This is a genomic window from Cryobacterium sp. HLT2-28, from assembly GCF_004402495.1.
Lineage (GTDB): Bacteria > Actinomycetota > Actinomycetes > Actinomycetales > Microbacteriaceae > Cryobacterium > Cryobacterium mannosilyticum.
In genome coordinates this window covers 99,056-121,084 of sequence record NZ_SOFH01000005.1, presented here as the reverse complement: position 1 = coordinate 121,084, position 22,029 = coordinate 99,056, and the positions used below count along the sequence as shown (strand labels likewise).

Genomic DNA, 22,029 nt, shown 5'->3' with positions numbered 1-22,029 from the left:
ATCACCGACCTCTACAACCTCTTCCTTGGGGGAGCGCCCGGTTTCCATCCTGTGGGTCTGGTCGCAGGATACATCAATCTTCTTGAGGCGCGGCGAATTCTGCGTGACTGCTCGTTGAAGGTCATGACCAGGAACGGTTTCGCGATTTCGTCCAGTCGTGCTTTGGTCGACGCAGAGGTCCGTCGAGGCACCTCATCGTTTACGAAGGCTCGCACTGGGCCACGAACTGGAGCATTTTCACCGAGGTCTGGGACGAGAACTCCCTTCTCCAGTTCCACAAGTATTGGTCGTCACCTGACACCGAGAGCATCGAGAAGTTCCTGGAAACCCGTGACCGTTTCGGGCTGCCCATCTACATGGGCGAGGGAGGCGAGAACACGCTCGAGTGGTTGTACACCGCGTTCCGGCTCTACGAGTCGCACGACATCGGGTGGAACTTCTGGCCGTGGAAGAAGATCGACACCCGAACGTCGCCCGCCTCCATCGCAGCTCCGCACGGATGGGACCAGATTGTCGCGGCTGGGGCCGACTCGACCCTCGAGGTTCCCGAGGCCAGCCGGATCTTTGACGATCTTCTGCGGAATGCGCAGATCGACAACTGTGTCTGGCAGCCCGGGCTGGTGGCGGCGCTCTTGGGGGAGCGACCGCGTGTCATTCCTGCCTGGGGGTTCGGCGCACGCGGCGCGGGAGAATCGTACTCAGCCGCCGGAGTGAGCCTCATCCCCGGCATTGGCTCGGCGGACGGGGTTGCACTGTCCTGGGCGAATCCCGGAACCGGAAACCCCGACAATCCCTTCCAGCAGACGGACGGACGCCCGTACGCACTCCACGAAGAACTCGTCATCACCCTTCAGGCCGGCGACTGGCTGGAATTCGAAGCCGTGGACGTTGACCCGGCATCCGTGCGGGTCGTGGGAGCCGAGGCAGCGACCCGCGTCGAGTCCAGCCCACGGGGAATCCGCGTTGTTGCCACGGGCAATGCCGCGCTGTCCAGTCTCGTGATGGGGGGTGCAGGAACTTGGTAGGTTCTGGAAGTAGACCAAGCGTTCAGCCGCAGCAGCCTCGACCGCGCCAGCAACGGTGAGCGACGTTCGCCAGCGCAACCGCGCTCGGGCCCTCCGACGCATCATCCTCTCTGGCTCAACGACCCGGGCGGAACTCGCGCGGGAGTCGGGTCTCTCCGTGGCGTCGGTGACGAATCTTGTTTCCGAGCTCCTCGCTGAAGGCCTCGTCATGGAAGGAGGCACCATTGCGTCCAGTGGCGGCCGGCCCACAACGCTCATCGAGCCGAATCCGTCGGGGGCATATCTGCTCGGGGCGGATGTCGGCGAGCGCGGCGTCGCCGTCGAACTCTTCGACCTGTCGATGAAGCGTGTCGACCGGGAGTTCCGCGGTGGGCACACCGGCGAGCCGATCTCCGCCATCGCCAGAGACCTCGACGAGGCCGTGGCCGCACTCCTCGAACGGAACCCGGCGGCCTGGAATCGCATGGTGGGCATAGGGCTCGGGCTCCCGGGAATCGTGGAGACCGACGGTTCCGGGCAGCAGGTGCTCTACGCCCAGAGCCTCGGCTGGCCGGCCATTCCCGTCACCGAACTCGTGTCGCATGACCTCCCCATCTTCGCCGAGAACGGTGCGAAGACTCAGGCCATGGCGGAGCTCTGGGACGGCGCAGCCCGTGGTGCGAGCGAAGCGCTCGTCGTGCTGATGGGCCGAGGCGTCGGCCTGGCCGTCGTCACGAACGGCCAGCTCGCACACGGACGCTACAGCAGCGCCGGCGAATGGGGCCACGTCAAGATCGAGCGTGGCGGTCGCCTGTGCCGGTGCGGCGGTCACGGCTGCGTTGAAGCGTACCTCGGCGCGGATGCCATCCTGTCCGACTGGCGTGACGCGGGGGGCACGTTCGAGGGAAGCGGATGGAACGCGCTCGGCGAATTGCTTGAGGCGAACTCGAGCGGTGACCCCGAGGCATCCGCGGTTGTCACCGAGCTCATTGCGACGCTCGGCTCGGCCCTGGGGGGACTTGTGAACCTCACCAACCCGGAGCGCGTCGTCATCGGTGGCTGGGTGGGCCTGCGGCTGATGGACACCCTGGCGCCCCGCATCGAGGCCGCCATCCGCCGGGAGGCGCTGGAGCGTCCCGGGAACCAGTTCACGCTGTCTGCCAGCAAATTCGGGGGCGATACGGTCGCCCTGGGCGCCGCGATGCTGCCCCTGAACGAGATCGTCAACGAGCCACGACGGGCCAGCGCCGTGTCCTAAGCCTTTCGCACCGACGACGGGATCACCTGAGACCCGCGGTACCGCCGTCTGCCTGGCGAAAGGGACAGAATCGTGAATCGGTGGGGAGTCGGGTTGCGCCAGCGCTCCGGGTGAGCTCGTCGAAGGTGAAGATGCCGATCTCGAACAGCCCGGACGTGGCGTTCATCATGCTCTGACGGCGCCGACGCCAACGTGGGTGGTGAGGAAGTCGCGCACGTCGTTGATCTCGGCCGTGTTGATGCCGTGAGCCAAGCCCGGGTAGACCCGCGCCACGAGGGAGGTGTGATGCGGGAGGAAGCCGCTGGTGCGCACGATCGCTGGTTCGGCGATGACGCGGTCGTCGGCGCCGCGCCCCCAGAACATCGGCGGGCGGCTCACGGCGAGTGTCGGGTCACCTGGCTGGGCAGCGCCCTGCACGAAACCGCCGAGCACGACCGGGGCGAGCACCCGCTCGGGGCGCGTGCGCAGGAGCTGGCTGGCCATCAGGCCGCCTTGAGAAAAACCGATGGGAACCACGCGGATGCCCGGACCCACCTCCGCATCAACCCACGCCCAGATCGCATCCGTTGCTTCGGCGACCGGCCCCGGGTCCGGACTGCCGGGGGTCGTGATGGTGAACCACGCGGCCCCGCCATTCCCCAGTTCAATCGGGGCGCGCAGAGCGGCCCACGGCATCGTCAGTGCCAGAGCAGGGGCGAGGCCGGTCAGGTCTCGTTCGTTCGATCCGAAACCATGCAGGAAGATGGCGATGGCGGAGGTGGTGCCGGCCGTCGCCCAGCCTGGCGACCGCACATCACGCAACAGGGTGTTCATCGGGTGAGGAGCTCCTCGGTAGAGAGGTCGGGCAGGGCGACGGTGACGTGCGTGCCCCACGGGTCGGTGACGGTCACGGAACGGCCGTCGTTGCCGAACGGAATCGATCGGGCCCGCAGCCTCGCCATGAGGGACTCCAAGTCTGCCGCGCCAGGGACCGTCACCGCGACGTCGCCGAGACCCAGGGTCGCCGCGCGCGGCCCAGCGCCACGGCTGTTCCACACGTTCATGGCGATGTGGTGGTGGTAGCCGCCCGCGGCTACGAACAGTGCGCCGGTGTAGCGGGTCTGCGTCGCGTCGAAGCCGAGCGCGTCGACATAGAAGGCGCGGGCGGTGTGCAGATCGCCCACCTGCAGGTGGACATGTCCGACCGTTCCTGCCAGCGACGCCACCTCGTCCGGAGTCTCCTGGACGAGATGGCGCTGCAGGTAGGCCTTGGGGTCGAGGTATCGGGTGTCCATCTGGATCTCGGTGCCCTGGCGAACCCACAGGTCACGGTCCCGGTCGGTATAGAGTTCAACGCCGTTGCCCTCGGGATCGGTGAAGTAGAACGCCTCGCTCACGAGGTGGTCGCTCGACCCGACGAAGCGGCTGCGGGAGTCCTGCGCGGCACGGTAGACGGTCGCCGCGAGACTGGCAGGGCTCTCGAAAAGGAACGCGGTATGGAACAAGCCCGCCTGACGCGGGTCACCCCCGGGCAGGTCCGGGGTGTGGATCAGCCGCACGAGCGGTGTCAGACCCCGGCCGAGAACCCGGTGCACCTCTCGGCCCGTGCTGCGCTCCTCGAGGGGTTCCATCGCGAACGCTCGCGAATAGTAGTCCGACAGGCCCTCAAGGTCGCCGACCCGCAGGGTCACCGCGCCCATCGAGGTCTCGGTGTTGATAGACCGTTCGTCAGTTGACACGCTCATCATGGTGCTCCTCTTCGGCGGTGGGGCCAGGATTCCGGCCCCACCAATGTGGTCAGCGGACGACGGCGAGGCCCGCGGTCCAGGCGATCTTCTCGCGGGCCGCGAGGGCAAGCTGCAGGAAACCCAGCGCCTCGAGCTCGTGGGCGCGGGAGAGCGATCCGGCGTCCAGGGCGGAAACGCCGCCAGCCTCGACCGCGGCGATGAGCGCAGCCTTCGCGTCCAGGTCGTCACCGGCAACGAGCACCGTCGTGGTCAGCCCTCCGATCGTTTTGCTCGCGAGGGTCGCTGCGAAGTTGGTGTTGAAGGCCTTCAGGACTTTGCTGCCCGGCAGTTGCGCCTGGAGCTGCGCGGCGGCTGAGCTTCCGGCCTGCACCACGAGTGAGTCGAAGGTTGCGAAATCGAGCGGGTTCGTGATGTCGACGACGGTCTTGCCCGCGAGCTGCTCACTGTAGGCGGCAAGGATGCCGTCGAGGGCGGAGTAAGGGACGGCCAGGATGACGACGTCGCCGGTCAGTGGCGCAGTTCCGACCTCCTCATGGGTGACATGAGTGACGCCGCTGCCGCCGGCGGCGAGGACGCCCCCGATCGCACTACCCATGTTGCCGGTTCCGATGATCGTGAAGCTCGTCATGTTCGTGTCCTGTCTATCGAGGCGTACCGCGGACTGCGGATTACTTGTAGATGCAACTATACATCAATTGCTTGTAGGTGCAACTATTACCCACCGATTCATTGCATGTACAACTATCGGTAGGATGTTCCTCATGACCGAGACGAGATGGCTGTCCGCCGACGAGCGCACGACCTGGGTGCGCTTCACCGCTGTGCTTGAACTCCTCCCCGCGGCCCTGGACCTTCAGCTCGTGACCGACGAGGACCTGACTCACTTCGAGTACTTCACCCTGGCGATGCTCTCCGAGGCACCCGGCCGCATCCTTCGCACGAGCGCACTCGCGGCTCGCACCAACGCAAGCCTTCCTCGCTTGTCACGCGTGATCTCCCGCCTCGAGAGCGCCGGGTTCGTCGCACGCTCGCTGTGCCCGGAGGATCGCCGCGCGACGAACGTCACGCTCACCGAAGCCGGTTGGGCGAAGGTCGTGGCCGCCGCCCCCGGGCACGTCGGGGCGGTCCGCGGGTTCGTCCTCGACGCGCTGACCGCCGAACAGGTCGCGCAGCTCTCAGCGATCTCGGCGGCGATGCTCAAGCGACTGGACCCCGACGGCCGGATGCTCGCCAGCGAGGCGTGACGCTCCTCACGATCACCGTGTCTTAAGAGCGAGTTGACACGGCGCGGGAGCCGTGAAAATTTGGACCTTATACATTCACGGACCAAGGAGTACCCATGGCCGTTCGCGCCGACCTCAATCTCTCCCTCGACGGCGTTGCCGCGACAACCGACCAGACGCCGGAGAACATGTTCGGCGAGGATTGGGGTCGCCTGGTCGCCCCCTACACGGCCACACGGACTTTTCGGGAACGGGTCATGCACGAGGAGAACGGCGCCGGGACGACCGGGATCGATGATCGCTACGCGCAGGCCTACTTCGAGGGAGTCGGCGCCGAGATCATGGGCGCCGGGATGTTCGGACTCCACGCCTTCCCGGACGATCCCGACTGGCGTGGGTGGTGGGGAGAGGAACCGCCGTTCGGCTTTCCCGTCCTCGTCCTCACGCACACTCCGCGCCCTCCTATCGAGTTCCCGAACGGCACACGGTTCGAATTCCGCACCATGTCCCCGGACGAGGCGCTCGCCGAGGCACGGCACCTGGCCGGTGACGGCGACATCCGGATCGGCGGGGGAGCGAGCGTGGTGCGCGACTTCCTCCGGGCCGGCCTGATCGACCGCCTGCATGTCGCGATCACGCCCATCGTCCTCGGCCGAGGTCACCATCTCTGGGACGATCTGCATCGGCTGGAGGACGGGTACGACGTGTCATCCGAGGTGGCGGAGAGCGGCGTCATCCACGTCACTTTCCGACGCTGATGCGGACCGGGGAATCCGATCTGGCTCACCCGAGTGTCGGGCAGAGAACTCTCCGCTGATACCTTGACGGCATGAACGATTCTTCACTCCGCGACGAGATTGGTGCCGCAGGCGCTCGCCTACGTGGGCGAAGGGCGGGCGCTCGGCAAGGTTGTCGTCACCCCGCAGGGGTCGACGCCTGCGGAGGGTGAGTAGTGCCACCGGGAATCACCGGGTTGATCCGGCCAGTCAGGCGGGGTGCTGCCGCGATACCCATGCGGCGACGGCAGCGCGATTCGGCAGGCCCACGCGATGCAGGATGTTGCTGACATGGTTCTCGACGGTTCGCTCCGACAGGAACAGCCGATGCGCCACTTCGCGATTGGTCATCCCCGCCCCGACTAGCTCGGCGACCTCCGCCTCGCGCAGAGACAGCGGCGAACGCGGAGACGTGGGCGGACCGAGTCGCGCAATCGCCTCTCGCGCCCGGCGCGAGAATGCGGGCGCGTGCATGTCCTGGCTGCTCGAGAGCGCCGCCTCGTAGTGCGTCCGCGCACTCGCGGAACGTCCCAGGAATGCCGCGAGATCGCCGAGGTAGAGAGCGACCGCGCCCCCGTAAGGGGTCATGACGGTCGGCATCACGTGCAGGTGTCCGTGCGGGCTGAGCATTTCGTACAGGTGGGCGGCGGCGGGCCGATCGTGTGCGACGATGCTGAGCTGGGGTGGGCGCACACGATTCGGTTGAGCGGAGGAGGCCGCCGGTGGCGGTGGCTCGGTGCCGCGCCCGCGGCGTTCGCCATCGCCCCGATGCTCCTCCCCGACGCCATCCTGGCGCTTCTCACGCAGGGCCTGGGCGGGGGAGCCATAGCGGTTGCGCTGCTCGCCATCGGCGGAGGGTTCGCCATCTCGGGGCGAGGCCGCCTCACGGCGCGCATCGTCTGCGGCGTGCTGAGCGCCCTGCTGATCCTCGGCGTGACGCTCACGACGTTCGACATCGCCGGACCACGTCTCGCGATGACCGAGGCGCGCGGCGTCTGGGTCGCACTGCTCGCGTTCTCGCTGCTCACCGTGTTCGCGATTGCGTCGTCGATCCCGTTCCGGCCGGTGGTGGAGGCTCACCCCGACGAGGTCAGGGATGCGGAATCCGAACAGCGGAACACGCCTACACGTTCAGGACCTGGCCCCACCGTCCCGCCGCCATCCGCGATGAAGTCGATGCCCGTGGAGTAGGTTGCGTCGGCGACCAGGTACAGAATCAGCTTCGCCACTTCCTCCGGCTCGCCTATCCGCGGGATTGGCTGCGTCGCGTACATCTCCGAACCCTCCAGTCCGGCCGTCATCGCTGTGCGGATGCTGCCCGGGCGAACCGAGACCACACGGATGTTGTCTGCGCCGAGATCAAGGGCCGCCGCCTTGGTGAGTCCGCGCACTGATGCCGCCGATCGACTCGGCCATCGCCCGGCTGGCGTCAACAGTGGCGTGACTGGTGAGGGCTACCGGTCTCGTGTCCGACGGGCGAGCGTCAGCGGGAGAACAGCCGCGACAATGATCAGGCCAAGCGTCAGCCCGAACACGGCCGACAGCGCGGTGTCGGTGATCCAGACGACGACCGGGCCGGCAGCCTCGACGGCGCGCGTCACGGCGTGCAGCATGTCGGCGGGGCCGTGCCAGAACGTGTCGGCGAGGTTGGTGATCACCAAATGGCCGCCCACCCACAACATGGCGACCGTGCCGACGATCCCGATCACCCGGAACACGGCGGGCATCGATCGAACGATGCGCGCGCCGGCGCGTCGCACCCGTCTGACCGAGTTCTTCATCAGCGCCAGCCCGATGTCGTCGATCTTGACGAGCAGCGCCACCGTGCCGTAGACGAGCACCGTCATCCCAAGGCCGATCACGACAAGCGCGCCGAGCGTCATCCAGATCCCAAAATCGGGATCGAGACTGGCCAGCGCGATGAGCATGATCTCGGTGCTGAGGATGAGGTCGGTGCGGATCGCGCCGAAGACGAGCTTGCGCTCATCCCGCAGCTCAGTGTCGCCGGTGTCGTGATGCGCGCCGAACCATTCGGTGACCTTTTCCGCACCCTCGAAGCACAGGTAGCTGCCGCCGAGGATGAGCAGAAACGGCAACACCCACGGAGCGAACGCGGACAGGAGCAAGGCGAGCGGGATGATGATGACGAACTTGTTGAACAGACTGCCCAGTGTGATTCGCCAGACCACGTGCAGTTCGCGCGCCGGCGTGAGCCCCTGAACGTACTGCGGGGTGACGGCCGCGTCGTCGATGACGACGCCGGCGGTCTTCGCGCTCGCCTTGAGGGCGGCGGTCAGGATGTCATCGACTACGGCGAGCAAGCCGACCGACATGTAGTTCTCCTCGGATTGGGGGCGTCGCCCTGGAGCAGGGCGGCGGCAATGGTGTCCACATTATCGCGCGGCGGGAATGGGAGGCTTCTGTGCCCGGCAATGCGCGCGCTAATGCCTCGTCATCGATGAATCAAGGGGAACGAAGCCGGTGCTCGCGGAATCCAGCACCGCACCGTTTCGCGGTACTGACGAAACACCTCGCCGAACCGTTGCTCGAGGTCGGATTCCTCCAGTGGTCTGATGACGTAGTTCCAGAGCAGGGAACCAGCGATCGCATAGCCGATCACGACCCACGACGACAGCATGACGCCGACCGCGGCGCCTTGCACTATGCCGGAGAGCGCCATCGGGTTGCGAACCCAGCGGTAGGGGCCGGCGATGACCAGGCGGTTGGGCATCGCCGACGGCAACGGTGTGCCGCTTCCGAGGGTCGACATGACGAATGCCGACGAGAGGCCCAGGATGCTGGCGGCCAGGAGAACGACGCCACCAACGGACCCAGCGAAGGCCGGAAACGGCAGCGCGATGGCCCAGCGTTGCTCGACCGCCGCAACGATGAGCGGAATCACGACCAGGAACAGACCCCAGAACACGACGATCTGCCTGAACGTCGAAGCCACGTTCGTCGCAGCGGTGGCGCGAATCGCGGCGGGGCGGAAGGCGAACGGACCCCGGATTATCCAGGCGGTTGGGACGCGGCCGAGCATCACCAGGCACAGCGCCACGACGCATCCGAGGGTGGCCGCAGCCATCGTGACAGCGCCCCAGCCTGCCTCGGTGGTGACCGTGGCGTACACGGCGAGTGCGATGGCGACGACGCCCGTCCAGCCGGTGCTGACAATCGCGGCGCACCTCATGCCGAACGCCGCAACGAACGAGGCCACGACGAACAGCGGAATGTCGAACACCGCGACCGCAACCGGGTCGAGGCCGCCAAGCGTCACGTCGCGCACGACGGGAGACGCGAACACGGCGGCCCACCACAGTGCACCGGCAACCGCCTGCACGGCGAAATATGTTCGGCCCCAACGCATGTGCTCACCCTAACCGTGGAAGTACACGTCGGATGGTCGGCGTGGGTCCGAGCCCCGATCCCGACGGGTATCGGCCGGAACGGCGGATTGGCCCGGTTTCGAGCACCGTAGTGCGTGCCATGCGGGATGATGGCTACGGGTGTTCCGCGTTCGGAGCGTTCCATCACACACACCATCGTTGAAAGGCTCACGCATGAGCGAGCAACCGAGCTTCCGAGTCCGACGCCTGGGCACAGGTCACCGGGCAGCGTTCGTCACGTTGTTCGCTGAGAACCCGCAGGCTGAAATCGATGACGCGCCCGAGATCTACTTCGACGACACCATCGAACTCCAAATGGAGTCCATGGCCCTCGCCCTGGTCGCCGAGACCCAGGACGGCCGGGTCGTCGGCGCGGTCGTCGTCGAACCCGACAGCTACGTCGACGAGAATCAGCTCGACGAGGACTCCACCGACGAAGACATCGACGATGCCATCGTCAGCGACCACGGCACCGCCGTCATCGAACTGTTGATCGCCGGGGGATCCGCGGAGGTGTGCCGGGAACTTCTCAACACTCTCGCGCCGGCCCTCACCACCCGCGGTTTCGCCCAGGTGCACGCCAGCGTCCCGCCGGATCTCGCCGAAGTGTTCCGCGGTCAAGGCTGGGTCGTCCTGCCCGAAGACACGGGCATCGCGTGGATGGGCATGGACGCCTCCGACGAGCAGGTGCGCGACTATGAATCGATCCCGCGCAGCTCGCTGTCCGCGTACCTCATCATCGACCCCAACGTGTACATGGCGTGGCCTTATGACGCCCCCGACGACCCCGAAGACGACGAGTCGCGGCAGGAGAACATCGCCAGGGGCATGGACGAGTTCGCGGCCCGGGTGGCGGCCGACGCATCCTCAAACGGCCTTTCCGGGAACTGACCTCTGCCACCGATGGCTCACTGACACCGGATGTCGGCGACGACCGGCCGACGCGTGTCGAGCGCGATCCGCGCCGACACTGGTGTCGGTGCGGACACCGTAACGGCGGACTGCGGCTGTCTCTGCTGATGATCTCGCATTTCGTCAATGCAACGCCGGACGCCGGTACTCAGAGCATCACCTTCGCGTGATGGGTCAGCTGACGGGGCACTCCCTCTCGGGGCCGTGCGCAAGGGCCTAGGCCACTGGCTTGCACGGGGCCATGGTGGGGTGTATGAAACGGATCTCGTATGGTGGGGCGTCATTCCTGACCCCCGACGACGTCGCGGACGCGCTCCTGGAACTGGTCACAGTGCTGGGAATCAGTCACACCAACGAGACCCTGGACCTCCCCGCCGTGGGTGACGACGGAGACACCCTGATCGTGACCATGGTCGTGGGCCCGATGAGCGCGCTGATGAGTGTCCCCGAGTTCTCCCCGTGGAAGGGGCCCGACACGACTCTGGTGATCGCCGTGCTCAACGCCCGCATCCACGCGCTGACGGCGCCGAAGTCGTATCCAATTGAGGAAACTATCGCGACCACCGACGTCGACTGGCACGACGTCGACTTCACCGAATGACCTGCCGGAACAGGCAGGACGGTTCCCGCCTCACCGTGGTTCCCGCGCGACGTTCTCTCCTACTCGATTGGTGACAAACTCAGTGCCGATGCGTACCTTCCCGACAACCGGGCCGCCCCACACCGACCGACACAATCCGGGGTGCCCAGAACCATGTCTGTCGCGCCCGGGCGAGGTGCTGGCATGGGAAAACTGACCTACAACGCGTCGCTGACGGTCAATCTCGAGGACCGGCTCCTCGCCCACCTCGAAGCAGCCATCGCCGCCAAACTCCAACACGGCGAAGGCTGCTACTTCAGCTGGACCGACAGCCCCCCAAGCGGAATCGGCCGCACCACCATCTGGTTGCACCCCAACATCTCCCTCTCCTACAAATATGCCGGCAGCCGCAGGCCACCCCTCAATTCCGACTGGGTCTACGCCCTGCTCCTCTCCGCCAACTCACCAGCCGGCCTGGAAATTGTGCTCGAACCCCACCCCTAGCAACGACGGCCTGGGCGGCACTGTTTGGCGGAATATGGAATCGGGTCTCGCCATCGAACCCCCGGACGATATATCGTTAGGTATCGCCGAGCCGTGGTGGCTAGGGCGCACTGAGGAGGACATCATGAGCAATTCATTCATGGGCGAGGGGTTCGGGGGCCGCCGGGGCCACGGTGCTGAGGGCTGGCCGGGTGCCGCGGTGTGGGACGCGATGGAGCAGCTGCGCGGACAGTTCGACCGCAAGGCCGGCACGAGGATGGGACGAGGCGACGTGCGCGCGGCGGTGCTCGCGCTGCTCGCCGAGAAGCCGATGCACGGTTACCAGATCATCCACGAGATCGAGGAACGCAGCGGGGGTGCCTGGAAGCCGAGTCCCGGCTCGGTGTATCCGACACTTCAGCTGCTGGCGGACGAGGGCATCATCGGCGCCGAGGAGTCCAACGGCCGCAAGACCTACTCGCTCACCGACGAGGGGCGACGGCTGGCCGACGCCGCACCGGACCAGCCTGCGCCGTGGGAGGCACAGGGTGCCCGGGACACCGGTCGGGCGACCGCGCTGCCCAAGGCCGGCATCGACCTGGCCCAGGCGGCCGCACAGGTCGGGCGCTCCGGCAACCCCGAGCAGGTGAAGCAGGCTGTCGCCGTACTGGACGAGGCACGTCGTAAGCTCTATTCCATCCTCGCTCAGGACTGACCGAGTGCCCACAGCACGTCGGCATCAAGGAGAACAGATGACCGACGTCGGGAATATGCGCGCCCGCTCCCGCAGGATCCTGCGGTTCGCCGCCCGCTACCTGGTGCAGACCTGGTGGTACGAACTCGTTCTCCCTCGGTTCGGACTCGCGCGCGTCGCCGCCCGAAACCGGTCGGCGCGCCTGCAGCGCATCGCCCAGAACTTCCACGTGCTCGCGGTCGACCTGGGCGGCCTGATGATCAAGGTCGGCCAGTTCATGTCATCGCGCCTCGACGTGCTGCCGCCGGAGATCACCAGGGAGCTCGAGGGGCTGCAGGACGAGGTTCCGCCGGTGCCGTTCCCGGCCATCCGCGCCCTCGCCGAAGCCGAGCTCGGAGTGACGCTCGAGCGAGCGTTCTCGTTCATCGACCCGACACCGCTGGCCGCGGCATCCCTCGGCCAGGTGCACCGCGCCCGGCTCTCGGAAACGGATGCCGCCGACACCGGCCTGCTCGACGTCGTCGTCAAGATCCAGCGGCCCGGCATCAGCACGATCGTCGACGTCGACCTCAGCGCGCTGCGCCGGGTCGCCCGCTGGCTCAGCCACGTGCGCCTGGTCTCGGATCGCGTCGACATGCCCGCCCTCGTCGAGGAGTTTGCGTTCACGAGCCTCGAGGAGATCGACTACCTGCACGAGGCGGCGAGCGCCGAACGGTTCGGCCAGAACTTCAGCAACGACGCCCGGGTCAGCGTCCCCGAACTGGTGTGGGAGCGCACGACCCGGCGGGTGCTGACCCTGCAGGATGTGACCGCGATCAAGATCAACGATGTCGACGGGCTGCGGGCCGCCGGCATCGACCCGTCCGAGGTCGCCGACGACTTCGCGGCCGTCATGTTCGACCAGCTTTTCGTGAACGGCTACTTCCACGCCGACCCGCACCCCGGCAACATCTTCGTCACCCCGCTCGGCGGCGCAAGCGGGCCCGGAGCGGAGGGCAGCCGGAGCTGGAAGTTCACCTTCATCGACTTCGGGATGATGGGCGAGGTGCCCGACGCCCTGCGCCAGGGGCTTCGCAAGCTGTTCATCGCCGCCGCGTCACGCAACGGCAAGGGTATGGTCGACGGCATCCGCGAGGTAGGGGTGCTGCTGCCGTCCGCCGACACCGCGGAGCTCGAGCGGGCGATGACGAAGCTGTTCGCCCGTTTCGGCGGGATGGGTTTCGCCGAGTTGCAGGATGTCGACCCGCGCGAGTTCCGCGCCTTCGCCCTCGAGTTCGGTGACGTGGTGCGCTCGCTGCCGTTCCAGCTTCCGGAGAACTTCCTCCTCATCGTGCGCGCGATGTCGCTGACCTCGGGCATGTGCAGTTCGCTCGACCCTGCCTTCAACATCTGGAACTCCGTCGAGCCCTATTCGGCCCAGTTGATCCGGGCCGAGGGCGGGAACCTGGTTCAGGCGGCCGCCAGGCAAGCCGTGTCGGTGGCCGGCATCATCGCCAGGCTGCCGCAGCGGCTCGACAACCTCACGACCCGGATCGAAGAGGGCACGGTCTCGGTGCAGACTCCGCGGCTCGAGCGTCGCCTGGGCGCCATCGAGCGAACCGGACGGCAGATCGTCTCGGCGGTCCTGTTCGCCGCCCTGCTGATCGGGGGCATCCTGCTTCGTGCGGAGGATATCGTGATCGGAACGGTGCTCGTGGCCGTTTCTGCGCTCCCGCTGTTGCACGCCCTCTTCGCCGGGATTCTGGCTCGGCGCGGTCCGCTGCCCTAGGCGCCCCAGCGCTACGAGCAGCCCGACTATCGCCCCGCGGTCGAAAGTTGTTTCCCCGGAGCTGTGCGGAAGATGCCGAGATCCCGGATACGCACCAACTGAGGGCATGAGGTCGGTTGCGTCGGTCGCCCGCCTGGGCCTCTCTCCGAGCTCACACCTGAGGTCGTTTACCGCGCTGCATTGTGAGCCTGTTCGGTATCGCGATAGACCAAGCGATGCGGACCAACGCAGTCAGTTGACCTGGATGTCGAACGTCGAGAAGACGCCCCCCGCCGTTGCCCTCAGCTTGTAAGGCGTAATGCCCTTCTTGTCGATCTTGCAACCGTTGAAGGCGGCGACGCCGGACACGGTCGGCGCTGTCAGGCTGGAGCAAGTCAGTACTGCGGATGAGTTGCCGCCGCTGGCGATATCCAGGGTTACGGAGGTCGCGACGGCATTCCCGCCCGCGTCCTGCACTGTGACCGACGTGGAGAATGCCGTGTTGGCGGCATAAGGGGCGGGTGTCGGAGTGGTGAAGGTGAGTGTCGCGGCGGCGCCAACCGAGATGGTCACGCTGGTGCTCGTCGCAGAGGTCAGGGTTCCCGAGATCGCCGTCAGGGTGTAGCTGCCGGTCTTGTCAATCCTGCAGGCGGCGAAGGCGGCGATGCCGGACGTGGCCGCGAGCGGATTCGCGGAGTTACAGGTGAGCGTGGCGCCGGCGGGTGTGGTGATGCTGAGGGTTACGGGGGCGGTGCTTGTGGTGACGGTGTTTCCGGATGCGTCCTGGATGCTGACCACAGGCTGGGTGGGGAAGGCGATGCCGCCGGTGCTGGCGGAGGGTTGTGTGGTGAAGGACAGCTTTGTGGCGGTGCCAGGCGTGATGGTGACGGTGCTGCTTGTGCCGTTGGTCAGGCTGGGCGACGTTGCCGTGAGTGTGTATGCTCCAGTTTTGTCGATCTGGCAGCCGGTGAAGGTGGCGACGCCTGATACGGCCGCCAGGGTGTTCGGGGTACACGCCAGCGTGGCGCCGGCGGGGGCGGTGAGGCTGAGGGTGACGGTGGCGGTGCTGCCGGTGAGGGTGTTTCCGCCGAGGTCCTGCACGGCGACGCTCGGCTGGCTGCCGGTGGCGAACACGGTTTGGCTAATGGCGGAGACGTTGGCAGTGGGCTGCAGGAAACCGAGTTTCGCGGCGGAGCCGACTGAAATCGTCACGCTGCTGCTTGTGGCGGAGGTCAAGGTTCCAGAGTTTGCCGTCAGGGTGTAACTGCCGGCCTTGTCGATCTTGCAGCCGGCGAACGTCGCGACACCGGATGCGGCTGCCAGCGGGTTCGCGGAGGTGCACGTGAGAGCGGCACCGGCGGGTGTGGTGAGGCTGAGGGTGACAGGGGCGATGCTGGTGGCGACGGTGTTTCCGAACGTGTCCAGCACGGTGACGGATGGTTGGGTGCCGAACGCGATGCCGCCGGTGCTGGCGGAAGGCTGCGCCGAGAAGGCCAGCCTCGCGGCGGCGCCGGCCGAGATGGTGATGCCGATACTTGTGGCGGCGGTGAGGCCCGACGAGGCGGCCGTGAGCGTGTAGCCACCTGCCTTGTCGATCTTGCAGCCGGCGAAGGTGGCGACGCCCGATGCGGCCGCGAGCGAGGTCGTCGGGGTGCAGGTGAGCGTGGCGCCGGCCGGTGTGGTGATGCTGAGGGTTATGGGGGCGGCGCTGGTGGTGACGGTGTTTCCGAACGCATCCTGCACGGTGGCTGAGGGCTGGGGGCTGAACGCGCTGCCGCTGGTCCCGGTGGCGGACGGCTGCGTGGTGAAGGACAGCTTCGTGGCGGTGCCGGGTGTGATGGCGATGGAGCTGCTCGTCGCGGTGGTGAGGCCGGACGACGTTGCCGTGAGCGTATAGGTGTTGGTCTTGTCGATCTGGCAGCCGGTGAAAGTGGCGATCCCGGCGGATGCCGCCAGGGAGTTCGACGCGCACGTCAGCACAGCCGGGCCTGGAGTGGTGAGACTGAGGGCAACGGCGGCGGAGCTGCCGGTGATGGTGTTTCCGCCCGCGTCCTGCACAGTGACGGTCGTGGCGAACGCAGAGCCGGCGCCGCTGGTGCTGGGCGGCTGAGTGGTGAAGGACAGTTTCGCAACCGTGCCCACCGAGATGGTCAGGCCGGTGCTGGTGGCGGAGGCCAGGGTTCCGGAGCTTGCCGTCAGCGTGTAGGTGCCCGCCTTGTCGATCTTGCAGCCGGCGAAGGTGGCGACTCCGGCTGTGGCCGGGAGCGGGTTCGCGGAGGTGCAGGTGAGTGTGGCGCCGGCGGGTGTGGTGATGTTGAGGGTGACGGGAGTGGTGCTGGTGGTGACGGTGTTTCCGGCCGAATCCTGCACGGTGAGGACGGGCTGGGTGCTGAACGCGACCCCGCCGGTGCTGGCGGTGGGCTGCGTAGTGAAGGCCAGCTTCGTGGCGGCGCCGAACGTGATGGTGATGCTGGCGCTCGTGGCCGCGGTGAGGCCTGTAGAGTTTGCCGTGAGCGTGTACGTGCCGGCCTTGTCGATTCGGCAGCCGCTGAAGGTGGCGATGCCGGATGTCGCCGGGAGCGGGTTCTGTGCGCATGTCAGGGTGACGCCGACGGGGGAGCCCAAAATGGCCAGGGTGACGGTGTTCGAGCTGGCCGTCACGGTCTGTCCGCCGGCGTCCCGGACGACGACTTTGGGCTGCGAGGTGAAGGCGGTGCCGCTCGCAGCGCCGGACGGTTCGGTTTGGAAGGCCAGGCTGGTGGCGTTCGAAACTGTGACGCTGCTGCTCTTCGTGCTCGTGGCGGTCCAGCTCTTGTAGACGGCGGTGACGGTGTACGTGTACGTACCCGTCAGCACGCCCGAGTCGTCGCAGGAAACGGTAGTCAAGGTCGACGTCAGGCTGGTGCCGCAGGCCGCCACCGCCGTCGAACCGGTGCTGGTCGCGGTGCGCGTGGCGAAGTAGCCGGTCGGGACGAGTGCGCCGACGGATGCCGTCCAGCTGAGATTCACGGTGCCCGAGCTTGTCGCGGGAACGACCAGGTTCGTGGGCGGCTGCAGAGTGCCGAGCGTGGCCGAGCTGGAGCCCCCACCTGGTGCGGTGTAGTAAGCCGAGGCGACTCCGGTGACGGACACCAGGAGCGCGATGAAGGTGAGCACGGTGGTCAGGGAGAACAGCGAGAGACGCGTGGTGCCGGGCGTGGTGCGGTGGGGACGGAGGGAAATCACGTCAACCTCTCAAAGCAGTCGGGCACGCCGGGAACCGGGGAACTGCACGAGTGGGCGGGCTCGGAGGTGAGCACGCCCACTCGTTGGTGCGCTAGTTGGAGCTGAGGGTCAGGGTGACGACGGCGTCCTTGCAGAGATCCTGGTTGAGGGCCGTGTCGGCGAACGCGAGGGTACCGGTGGGCTGGATGGCAACGGGGACGGCTGCCTGGTTCTTCGGAGTGCCCGGCACTCGGATGTCGACAACGACGGGGGAAATCGAGAAGTCAGCCGGGAGACAACCAGAGGGAGATGTGCTGACCACCGAGGTGATCGTGTTGAGGTTGAGGGTCGACGTGCCCGGGTTGGTGACGGTGAACGTCACCGGCGTGGAGGCACCGGGGGTGAGCCCGGGGGCGAAGCTCGCGGTCAGCACGAGCGTGCCATTGCCCGGGGCGTTCTTCGCGGACCCGGTACCGGCGCCGGTCGTCGAGTAGAACGCGTACGCTCCGCCTGCGCCGGCCAGGAGCAGGCCGGCCGCGACGATCGCAATGGCCCTCTTGCCTCGGAACCTCTTGTGCTGCATGTCGCCGGTGACTGCCGTGAGCGTGGTGTTCTTGGTCATGGGTTGTCCTTCGTCTCGATTTCGGGTCTCGATCGTCCCCCTTTGGGAGGACATGTCAGGAACCGTAAGACGTTCCACGGCGATCCGTAAGGCCTCGCCGTCCCCCAGTGCAGGGGGGTTCTGGCCACGCAGTCGCAACCGGGTTTCGACCTCGGTTCGCAGACAAGTTCCGCGACCGGGGGATCACCTTGTCAGCGGGCGTCTTCCAGGCTGACCTGACCACCCGAGGCCGGCGATGAACGCCGCGATCCTCTATGAAGGCATCGCCGCCGGACGTCCGGCTGGGTGGAGTCTCGAGAAGATCCTGATCGGCAAACCCCTCATCGCCGCGGCCGGCGCGCTCCTTGCTGTTCTCTGGATCAGCGGGGACCCTGGCCCGCTGCGTATCGCATTGGGCATCTGTCTTGTGCTCCTCCGTTTCTTCGTCCCCGATCTACTCATCTACAGCTGGGGCAGGAACGGCAGGAACTGACCCAGAATGCTCTCGCCGACACCCTCGACCAGATGACGATCGCCGTGGAGGCCGGCCTCGGCATCGAAGCGGCCAGGGCGCAATCGGCCACGAACGGTAAGGGCCCTCTCGCCGAGGAGGTCATCCGAACCCTGCAGGACATGAGCGTTGGACAGGCCCGGAAAGATGCCTACCAGGCGTTCAGCGAACCCATGTCCTCACCGGACCTCGGACGGTTCCCTCGCTCCGTCATCCAAGCCGACACCTGCGGCATCGCGATCGCCGACGTCCCGCGCGTTCAGGCCGCTGAAATGCGTATGCGTCGACACCAGCGCGCCGAAGAACAAGCGATGGAGGTGCCAGTGAAGGTCGTCTTCCCGCTGGTCTTCTGTATCCTGCCGGTGCTCTTCATCGTTCTGCTGACCCCCGCCGTGATCAGCATCGCCAAAGCATTCTCATAACCCGCGGTCCTGTCGGAGAAGTTGTGGTTGTCTGCGTCGCCGGGAAGATGGCATCCGTCACGAGCTGACTCGCGTGCTCGTTTTCGAACCGGCAGAACACCCGGGTTCGTTCATGGCGCGCGGATACCATGCGTGCCGGACGCACCGATCTTCCGCGATCCGTGAATGAATGGGGAAGCCCCGCCATTCGACACGGTCAGGTGCTGCGCCATGATGTAGAGACATCGGAGCACTCAAGGAGACCCATGGCGCACGCCGAGAACGAAATCAAGATCAGCCGCCCGGGCGCAGAGGTGTATGCCTTCCTGGCGGATGGCGTGAATAACCCGACATGGCGCATGGCGTGAATAACCCGACATGGCGGTCCGGCGTGAGAAGTATCGCCCTGGCGAGCGGCAGGGGCGGTACGTCAGGCGCCGTCTACAGCCAGACCTTGATCGGCCCTGGCGGCCGGTCAATTCAGGGCGACTATGAGATCACAACTGCTCTACCGGGGAAAGAATTGGCCTTTCGGGTGATCACGGTCCCGGCGCGACCAACGGGAAGATACCTTCTCACGGAACACGACGGTGGCACCACGGTTCGTTTCATCCTCGATTTCCACGCGAAGGGGCTCATGAAGATCATGGGGTCCATGATCACCAGGTCGATGCAGGCCGAAGTCGCTCAGCTTGGACAACTCAAATCGGTGCTGGAAGCAACCCGCCAATAAGGCAGCCATCGTCTCAGCCCCACGATTGGGCGCACACGGCATTGACCGGCACGGCGTAATGTTTGCGGGTGACCAAATCTCGCGTCTTCTCCGACGGCGTCCGCACGTGGATGCTCAAGGGCCTCGTCAACCAGCGGGGCGAGCACGTGGGGCCGCATGCCGCCAGCATCGAAAAGACGCATTCCTGGTGGCGGGTGATGTGCCTGACCGGCGTCGACTACTTCTCGACTCTCGGCTATCAGCCCGCCATTGCGGCCCTCGCAGCCGGATTGCTGTCGCCGATCGCCACCATCGTGCTGGTCGTCCTGACTCTTCTGGGCGCCCTGCCGGTGTATCGACGGGTTGCGCAGGAGAGCTTCAACGGGTCCGGTTCGATCCAGATGCTGGAACGCCTGCTGCCCTGGTGGGCCGGCAAGCTCTTCGTGCTCGTGCTGCTCGGGTTCGCCGCCACGGACTTCATGATCACGATCACCCTGTCGGCGGCGGATGCCACAGCCCACGCGATCGAGAACCCGTTCGCTCCCTCGTGGATGCAGGGCCAGGAGGTGCTGGTCACGCTGTTCCTGGTCGCGCTGCTCGGCATCGTCTTCCTCCGTGGTTTCAAGGAGGCCATCGGCATCGCCGTCGTGCTCGTGGCGGTTTACCTGCTCCTCAATCTTGTCGTGATCCTGGTCGCCATAGGACACGTCGCCGGGCACGCGACCCTGATCACGGACTGGTGGGCCGCCCTCACCGTGCAACACGGCAATCCGCTGGTCATGGTCGGGATCGCTCTGATCGTGTTCCCCAAGCTGGCGCTGGGCCTGTCCGGCTTCGAGACCGGGGTCGCCGTGATGCCGCAAGTGACCGGTGACCCGGGCGACACCGAAGAGGACCCGGCCGGCCGGATCCGCGGCACCAAGCGCCTGCTGACCACGGCGGCGCTCATCATGAGCGGTTTCCTCATCACTTCCAGCCTTGTGACGACCCTGCTGATCCCGCAGAAGGACTTCCAGCCCGGCGGACCGGCCAACGGCCGCGCCCTCGCCTATCTCGCACACGAGTACCTCGGCCCCGTCTTCGGATCCGCATACGACATCAGTACGATCTGCATCCTCTGGTTCGCCGGCGCGTCCGCAATGGCGGGCCTGCTCAACCTTGTTCCCCGTTACCTGCCGCGGTACGGGATGGCACCCCAATGGGCCCGGGCCGTCCGCCCGCTCGTGCTCGTCTTCATCGGCATCGCCTTCCTGCTCACTGTCGTCTTCCAGGCGAGCGTTGACGCCCAGGGCAGCGCCTACGCCACCGGCGTGCTCGTGCTGATGACGTCCGCCTCCATCGCGGTGACCCTCTCAGCCCGGCGAAAGAAGCAGCGCTGGCGCACGCTGGGGTTTGGCGTCACGGCGGTGATCCTGGTCTATACGACGGTCGCCAACGTCTTTGAACGCCCGGATGGCGTGCGGATCGCGGGCCTCTTCATTCTCGCCATCATGGCAACCTCGATCCTCTCCCGTATTCGGCGTTCCTTCGAACTTCGGGCAACCTCGGTCGTGTTGGATTCCAACGCACTTGACTACGTCATGTCGGATGCCGAGGAGTATGACGTGATTCGGATCATCTCGCACGAGCCCGATGAAGACACCGAGGCCGAGTACCGCAACAAGAGCCGTGACGAGCGTCGATTCGGGCACATCCCGCCGGGGTCGCCGATCATGTTCCTCGAAGTTCACCCCTCCGACTCGTCCGATTTCGAGGAGGATCTACTCGTGCGCGGAGTCGCCAAGCACGGGTACCGCGTGCTGCAGGTGACGAGCGGCAACGTGCCCAACACGATCGCCGCCGTGCTGCTCGAGATCCGCGACCAGACCGGCCTGATCCCGGAGATCTACTTCGAGTGGACCCAGGGGAACCCGATCTCCAACATGTTCAAGTTCTTCTTCACCGGACTCGGCGAGATCGCCCCCGTCACCCGTGAGGTGTTGCGCGAATCGGAACCCAACGCCAAGCGACGCCCGCACATCCACGTCAGCTGATCACCTGGGGTCGGCGTAGACGATACCTGCGGCAACCTGATCCAGCTCACCCGCCTCGTCCAGTTGCCTGCTCGGCGTGCGCCCTGAGCGCTCAGTGGATGAACGCGAGCAGCACGCCGACGCCGACGAAGAGCACGCCGAAGACGCGGTTGAGCACGCGCTGGCCGCGGGCGTCGCGGGTGAATCGCTGGAATGAGCGGGCCGTCCCGGCGAAGAAGAACCACATCACCAGAACGTCGATCGCCACGACGGTGGCCGCCACAATCAGGTACTGGGCCGGCAACGGCCGGTCGACCCGGATGAACTGGGGCAGGAACGCCAGGAAGAACACGATCGCCTTGGGGTTGAGTATGTTCACCCACAGGCCGCGTTGGAACATCGACCAGCGCGGCTCGTCGCTCAGCGCCCTCGCCCGCTCGGAGTCGAGTTCCGGCTTGGCGAGAAACTGCCGGATGCCCAGATAGACGAGGTAGGCGGCGCCGGCGTAACGGATGATGTTGAAGGCGATCGGGGAGCTGGCCACGAGCAGACCGACACCGAGCGCCACGATCACGATGTGGATCAGCAGCGCGGCCTGCTGGCCGAGGACTCCCCAGATGGAGCGGCGAAATCCCGCGTTCAGGGCGTTGCTCATGGTGTTGATCGCGCCCGCGCCGGGCGTGAAACTGATCAACGTGCCCGCGCCGACAAGGGCCAACCACAGGGAGAACTGCATCGGACCATCCTAGGGTCGTTCCGCAGGGCGAGGATCCGGCCCAGCGGTGAGGCCCGAAACGA

General features: G+C 66.4%; 24 protein-coding genes. 14 read left to right on the top strand and 10 right to left on the bottom strand.

Features of this window, described 5'->3' with window-relative positions; all coding sequences use genetic code 11:
* Positions 1 to 356 precede the first annotated feature (356 nt).
* The gene (locus E3O48_RS01605) at positions 357 to 1,025 is read left to right on the top strand and encodes a hypothetical protein (RefSeq protein WP_134537081.1); all 669 of its coding nucleotides are present in this window, start codon (positions 357 to 359) and stop codon (positions 1,023 to 1,025) included.
* A 55-nt stretch (positions 1,026 to 1,080) separates the two neighbouring features.
* Entirely contained in the window at positions 1,081 to 2,262 is a 1,182-nt protein-coding gene (locus E3O48_RS01600) for an ROK family transcriptional regulator (protein ID WP_134537080.1), read from the top strand.
* Between the two features lie 165 nt (positions 2,263 to 2,427).
* Here the strand turns inward: E3O48_RS01600 and E3O48_RS01595 are convergent, their stop codons facing one another.
* The 3 genes from E3O48_RS01595 to E3O48_RS01585 are packed head-to-tail and all read right to left on the bottom strand — an operon-like array spanning position 2,428 to position 4,617.
* Entirely contained in the window at positions 2,428 to 3,075 is a 648-nt protein-coding gene (locus E3O48_RS01595; protein ID WP_134507347.1) for an alpha/beta hydrolase, read from the bottom strand.
* A complete protein-coding gene (locus E3O48_RS01590) occupies positions 3,072 to 3,986 on the bottom strand; it encodes a VOC family protein (protein ID WP_198413005.1) in 915 nt (304 codons plus the stop codon). The genes E3O48_RS01595 and E3O48_RS01590 overlap by 4 nt, the downstream gene beginning before the upstream one ends.
* Positions 3,987 to 4,038: 52 nt before the next feature.
* The gene (locus E3O48_RS01585; protein ID WP_134507345.1) at positions 4,039 to 4,617 is read right to left on the bottom strand and encodes an NADPH-dependent F420 reductase; all 579 of its coding nucleotides are present in this window, start codon (positions 4,615 to 4,617) and stop codon (positions 4,039 to 4,041) included.
* 133 nt (positions 4,618 to 4,750) lie between these two features.
* Here E3O48_RS01585 and E3O48_RS01580 point away from each other — a divergent pair, with 133 nt between their 5' ends.
* Both E3O48_RS01580 and E3O48_RS01575 read left to right on the top strand, forming a co-directional pair.
* Positions 4,751 to 5,233, top strand: coding sequence for a MarR family winged helix-turn-helix transcriptional regulator (locus E3O48_RS01580; RefSeq protein WP_134507344.1), 483 nt, complete (start codon positions 4,751 to 4,753; stop codon positions 5,231 to 5,233).
* 95 nt (positions 5,234 to 5,328) lie between these two features.
* Positions 5,329 to 5,970, top strand: a complete 642-nt coding sequence (locus E3O48_RS01575) for a dihydrofolate reductase family protein (protein ID WP_134537078.1) — start codon at positions 5,329 to 5,331, stop codon at positions 5,968 to 5,970.
* Positions 5,971 to 6,198: 228 nt separating this feature from the next.
* On the opposite strand, the gene E3O48_RS17915 is transcribed toward E3O48_RS01575, so the two are convergent.
* Positions 6,199 to 6,681, bottom strand: a complete 483-nt coding sequence (locus E3O48_RS17915; protein ID WP_241982354.1) for a LuxR C-terminal-related transcriptional regulator — start codon at positions 6,679 to 6,681, stop codon at positions 6,199 to 6,201.
* A gap of 9 nt (positions 6,682 to 6,690) precedes the next feature.
* Here E3O48_RS17915 and E3O48_RS17910 point away from each other — a divergent pair, with 9 nt between their 5' ends.
* On the top strand, positions 6,691 to 7,179 hold the full coding sequence (locus E3O48_RS17910) for a hypothetical protein (RefSeq protein ID WP_134537077.1): 489 nt from the start codon (positions 6,691 to 6,693) through the stop codon (positions 7,177 to 7,179).
* Here E3O48_RS17910 and E3O48_RS18260 read toward each other — a convergent pair.
* The 3 genes from E3O48_RS18260 to E3O48_RS01550 all read right to left on the bottom strand — a co-directional run bounded on the left by E3O48_RS18260 (position 7,065) and on the right by E3O48_RS01550 (position 9,355).
* Positions 7,065 to 7,379 carry an SDR family oxidoreductase gene (locus E3O48_RS18260; RefSeq protein ID WP_198413003.1) on the bottom strand — a complete coding sequence of 105 codons (315 nt, stop codon included), beginning with the start codon at positions 7,377 to 7,379 and terminating at the stop codon, positions 7,065 to 7,067. The two genes, E3O48_RS17910 and E3O48_RS18260, sit on opposite strands and share 115 nt — an antisense overlap.
* A 63-nt stretch (positions 7,380 to 7,442) precedes the next feature.
* Positions 7,443 to 8,321, bottom strand: a complete 879-nt coding sequence (locus tag E3O48_RS01555) for a DUF808 domain-containing protein (protein ID WP_134537076.1) — start codon at positions 8,319 to 8,321, stop codon at positions 7,443 to 7,445.
* 119 nt (positions 8,322 to 8,440) lie between these two features.
* Positions 8,441 to 9,355, bottom strand: a complete 915-nt coding sequence (locus tag E3O48_RS01550; RefSeq protein WP_134537075.1) for an isoprenylcysteine carboxylmethyltransferase family protein — start codon at positions 9,353 to 9,355, stop codon at positions 8,441 to 8,443.
* Positions 9,356 to 9,548: 193 nt separating this feature from the next.
* On the opposite strand from E3O48_RS01550, the gene E3O48_RS01545 reads away from it, so the two are divergent.
* From E3O48_RS01545 to E3O48_RS01525, 5 genes are all read left to right on the top strand, one after another.
* Entirely contained in the window at positions 9,549 to 10,265 is a 717-nt protein-coding gene (locus E3O48_RS01545; RefSeq protein ID WP_134537074.1) for a hypothetical protein, read from the top strand.
* Between the two features lie 274 nt (positions 10,266 to 10,539).
* On the top strand, positions 10,540 to 10,887 hold the full coding sequence (locus tag E3O48_RS01540; protein ID WP_134537073.1) for a hypothetical protein: 348 nt from the start codon (positions 10,540 to 10,542) through the stop codon (positions 10,885 to 10,887).
* A 183-nt stretch (positions 10,888 to 11,070) separates the two neighbouring features.
* Positions 11,071 to 11,370 carry an ATP-dependent DNA ligase gene (locus E3O48_RS01535; RefSeq protein WP_134507335.1) on the top strand — a complete coding sequence of 100 codons (300 nt, stop codon included), beginning with the start codon at positions 11,071 to 11,073 and terminating at the stop codon, positions 11,368 to 11,370.
* 124 nt (positions 11,371 to 11,494) lie between these two features.
* Entirely contained in the window at positions 11,495 to 12,064 is a 570-nt protein-coding gene (locus E3O48_RS01530) for a PadR family transcriptional regulator (protein ID WP_134537072.1), read from the top strand.
* A 37-nt stretch (positions 12,065 to 12,101) separates the two neighbouring features.
* Positions 12,102 to 13,811, top strand: a complete 1,710-nt coding sequence (locus E3O48_RS01525) for an AarF/ABC1/UbiB kinase family protein (protein WP_134537071.1) — start codon at positions 12,102 to 12,104, stop codon at positions 13,809 to 13,811.
* A gap of 231 nt (positions 13,812 to 14,042) precedes the next feature.
* Here the strand turns inward: E3O48_RS01525 and E3O48_RS01520 are convergent, their stop codons facing one another.
* A complete protein-coding gene (locus tag E3O48_RS01520; RefSeq protein WP_134537070.1) occupies positions 14,043 to 17,015 on the bottom strand; it encodes a hypothetical protein in 2,973 nt (990 codons plus the stop codon).
* A gap of 91 nt (positions 17,016 to 17,106) precedes the next feature.
* On the bottom strand, positions 17,107 to 17,616 hold the full coding sequence (locus tag E3O48_RS01515) for a hypothetical protein (protein WP_134537069.1): 510 nt from the start codon (positions 17,614 to 17,616) through the stop codon (positions 17,107 to 17,109).
* 235 nt (positions 17,617 to 17,851) lie between these two features.
* On the opposite strand from E3O48_RS01515, the gene E3O48_RS01510 reads away from it, so the two are divergent.
* From E3O48_RS01510 to E3O48_RS01490, 4 genes are all read left to right on the top strand, one after another.
* Positions 17,852 to 18,088 (top strand): hypothetical protein, encoded by a 237-nt coding sequence (locus E3O48_RS01510; RefSeq protein ID WP_134507330.1) that lies wholly within the window; start codon positions 17,852 to 17,854, stop codon positions 18,086 to 18,088.
* Between the two features lie 32 nt (positions 18,089 to 18,120).
* Complete coding sequence (locus E3O48_RS01505; protein WP_134537068.1) at positions 18,121 to 18,528, top strand: type II secretion system F family protein; 408 nt, start codon at positions 18,121 to 18,123, stop codon at positions 18,526 to 18,528.
* Positions 18,529 to 18,871: 343 nt separating this feature from the next.
* Positions 18,872 to 19,240, top strand: coding sequence for an SRPBCC family protein (locus E3O48_RS01495; protein WP_241982353.1), 369 nt, complete (start codon positions 18,872 to 18,874; stop codon positions 19,238 to 19,240).
* Positions 19,241 to 19,350: 110 nt separating this feature from the next.
* Positions 19,351 to 21,252, top strand: a complete 1,902-nt coding sequence (locus E3O48_RS01490; RefSeq protein WP_241974577.1) for an amino acid transporter — start codon at positions 19,351 to 19,353, stop codon at positions 21,250 to 21,252.
* A 91-nt stretch (positions 21,253 to 21,343) separates the two neighbouring features.
* Here the strand turns inward: E3O48_RS01490 and E3O48_RS01485 are convergent, their stop codons facing one another.
* Positions 21,344 to 21,967: a LysE family transporter gene (locus tag E3O48_RS01485; RefSeq protein WP_134537067.1), complete on the bottom strand. Its 624-nt coding sequence runs from the start codon at positions 21,965 to 21,967 to the stop codon at positions 21,344 to 21,346.
* Positions 21,968 to 22,029 lie beyond the last annotated feature (62 nt).

Bases quoted from the DNA above. Each gene is read 5' to 3' on its own strand.
- E3O48_RS01605 (WP_134537081.1), top strand. From the start codon at position 357: ATGGGCGAGGGAGGCGAGAACACGCTCGAGTGGTTGTACACCGCGTTC.
- E3O48_RS01595 (WP_134507347.1), bottom strand. From the start codon at position 3,075: ATGAACACCCTGTTGCGTGATGTGCGGTCGCCAGGCTGGGCGACGGCC.
- E3O48_RS01590 (WP_198413005.1), bottom strand. From the start codon at position 3,986: ATGAGCGTGTCAACTGACGAACGGTCTATCAACACCGAGACCTCGATG.
- E3O48_RS01585 (WP_134507345.1), bottom strand. From the start codon at position 4,617: ATGACGAGCTTCACGATCATCGGAACCGGCAACATGGGTAGTGCGATC.
- E3O48_RS01580 (WP_134507344.1), top strand. From the start codon at position 4,751: ATGACCGAGACGAGATGGCTGTCCGCCGACGAGCGCACGACCTGGGTG.
- E3O48_RS01575 (WP_134537078.1), top strand. From the start codon at position 5,329: ATGGCCGTTCGCGCCGACCTCAATCTCTCCCTCGACGGCGTTGCCGCG.
- E3O48_RS01555 (WP_134537076.1), bottom strand. From the start codon at position 8,321: ATGTCGGTCGGCTTGCTCGCCGTAGTCGATGACATCCTGACCGCCGCC.
- E3O48_RS01550 (WP_134537075.1), bottom strand. From the start codon at position 9,355: ATGCGTTGGGGCCGAACATATTTCGCCGTGCAGGCGGTTGCCGGTGCA.
- E3O48_RS01545 (WP_134537074.1), top strand. From the start codon at position 9,549: ATGAGCGAGCAACCGAGCTTCCGAGTCCGACGCCTGGGCACAGGTCAC.
- E3O48_RS01540 (WP_134537073.1), top strand. From the start codon at position 10,540: ATGAAACGGATCTCGTATGGTGGGGCGTCATTCCTGACCCCCGACGAC.
- E3O48_RS01535 (WP_134507335.1), top strand. From the start codon at position 11,071: ATGGGAAAACTGACCTACAACGCGTCGCTGACGGTCAATCTCGAGGAC.
- E3O48_RS01530 (WP_134537072.1), top strand. From the start codon at position 11,495: ATGAGCAATTCATTCATGGGCGAGGGGTTCGGGGGCCGCCGGGGCCAC.
- E3O48_RS01525 (WP_134537071.1), top strand. From the start codon at position 12,102: ATGACCGACGTCGGGAATATGCGCGCCCGCTCCCGCAGGATCCTGCGG.
- E3O48_RS01515 (WP_134537069.1), bottom strand. From the start codon at position 17,616: ATGACCAAGAACACCACGCTCACGGCAGTCACCGGCGACATGCAGCAC.
- E3O48_RS01510 (WP_134507330.1), top strand. From the start codon at position 17,852: ATGAACGCCGCGATCCTCTATGAAGGCATCGCCGCCGGACGTCCGGCT.
- E3O48_RS01505 (WP_134537068.1), top strand. From the start codon at position 18,121: ATGACGATCGCCGTGGAGGCCGGCCTCGGCATCGAAGCGGCCAGGGCG.
- E3O48_RS01490 (WP_241974577.1), top strand. From the start codon at position 19,351: ATGCTCAAGGGCCTCGTCAACCAGCGGGGCGAGCACGTGGGGCCGCAT.
- E3O48_RS01485 (WP_134537067.1), bottom strand. From the start codon at position 21,967: ATGCAGTTCTCCCTGTGGTTGGCCCTTGTCGGCGCGGGCACGTTGATC.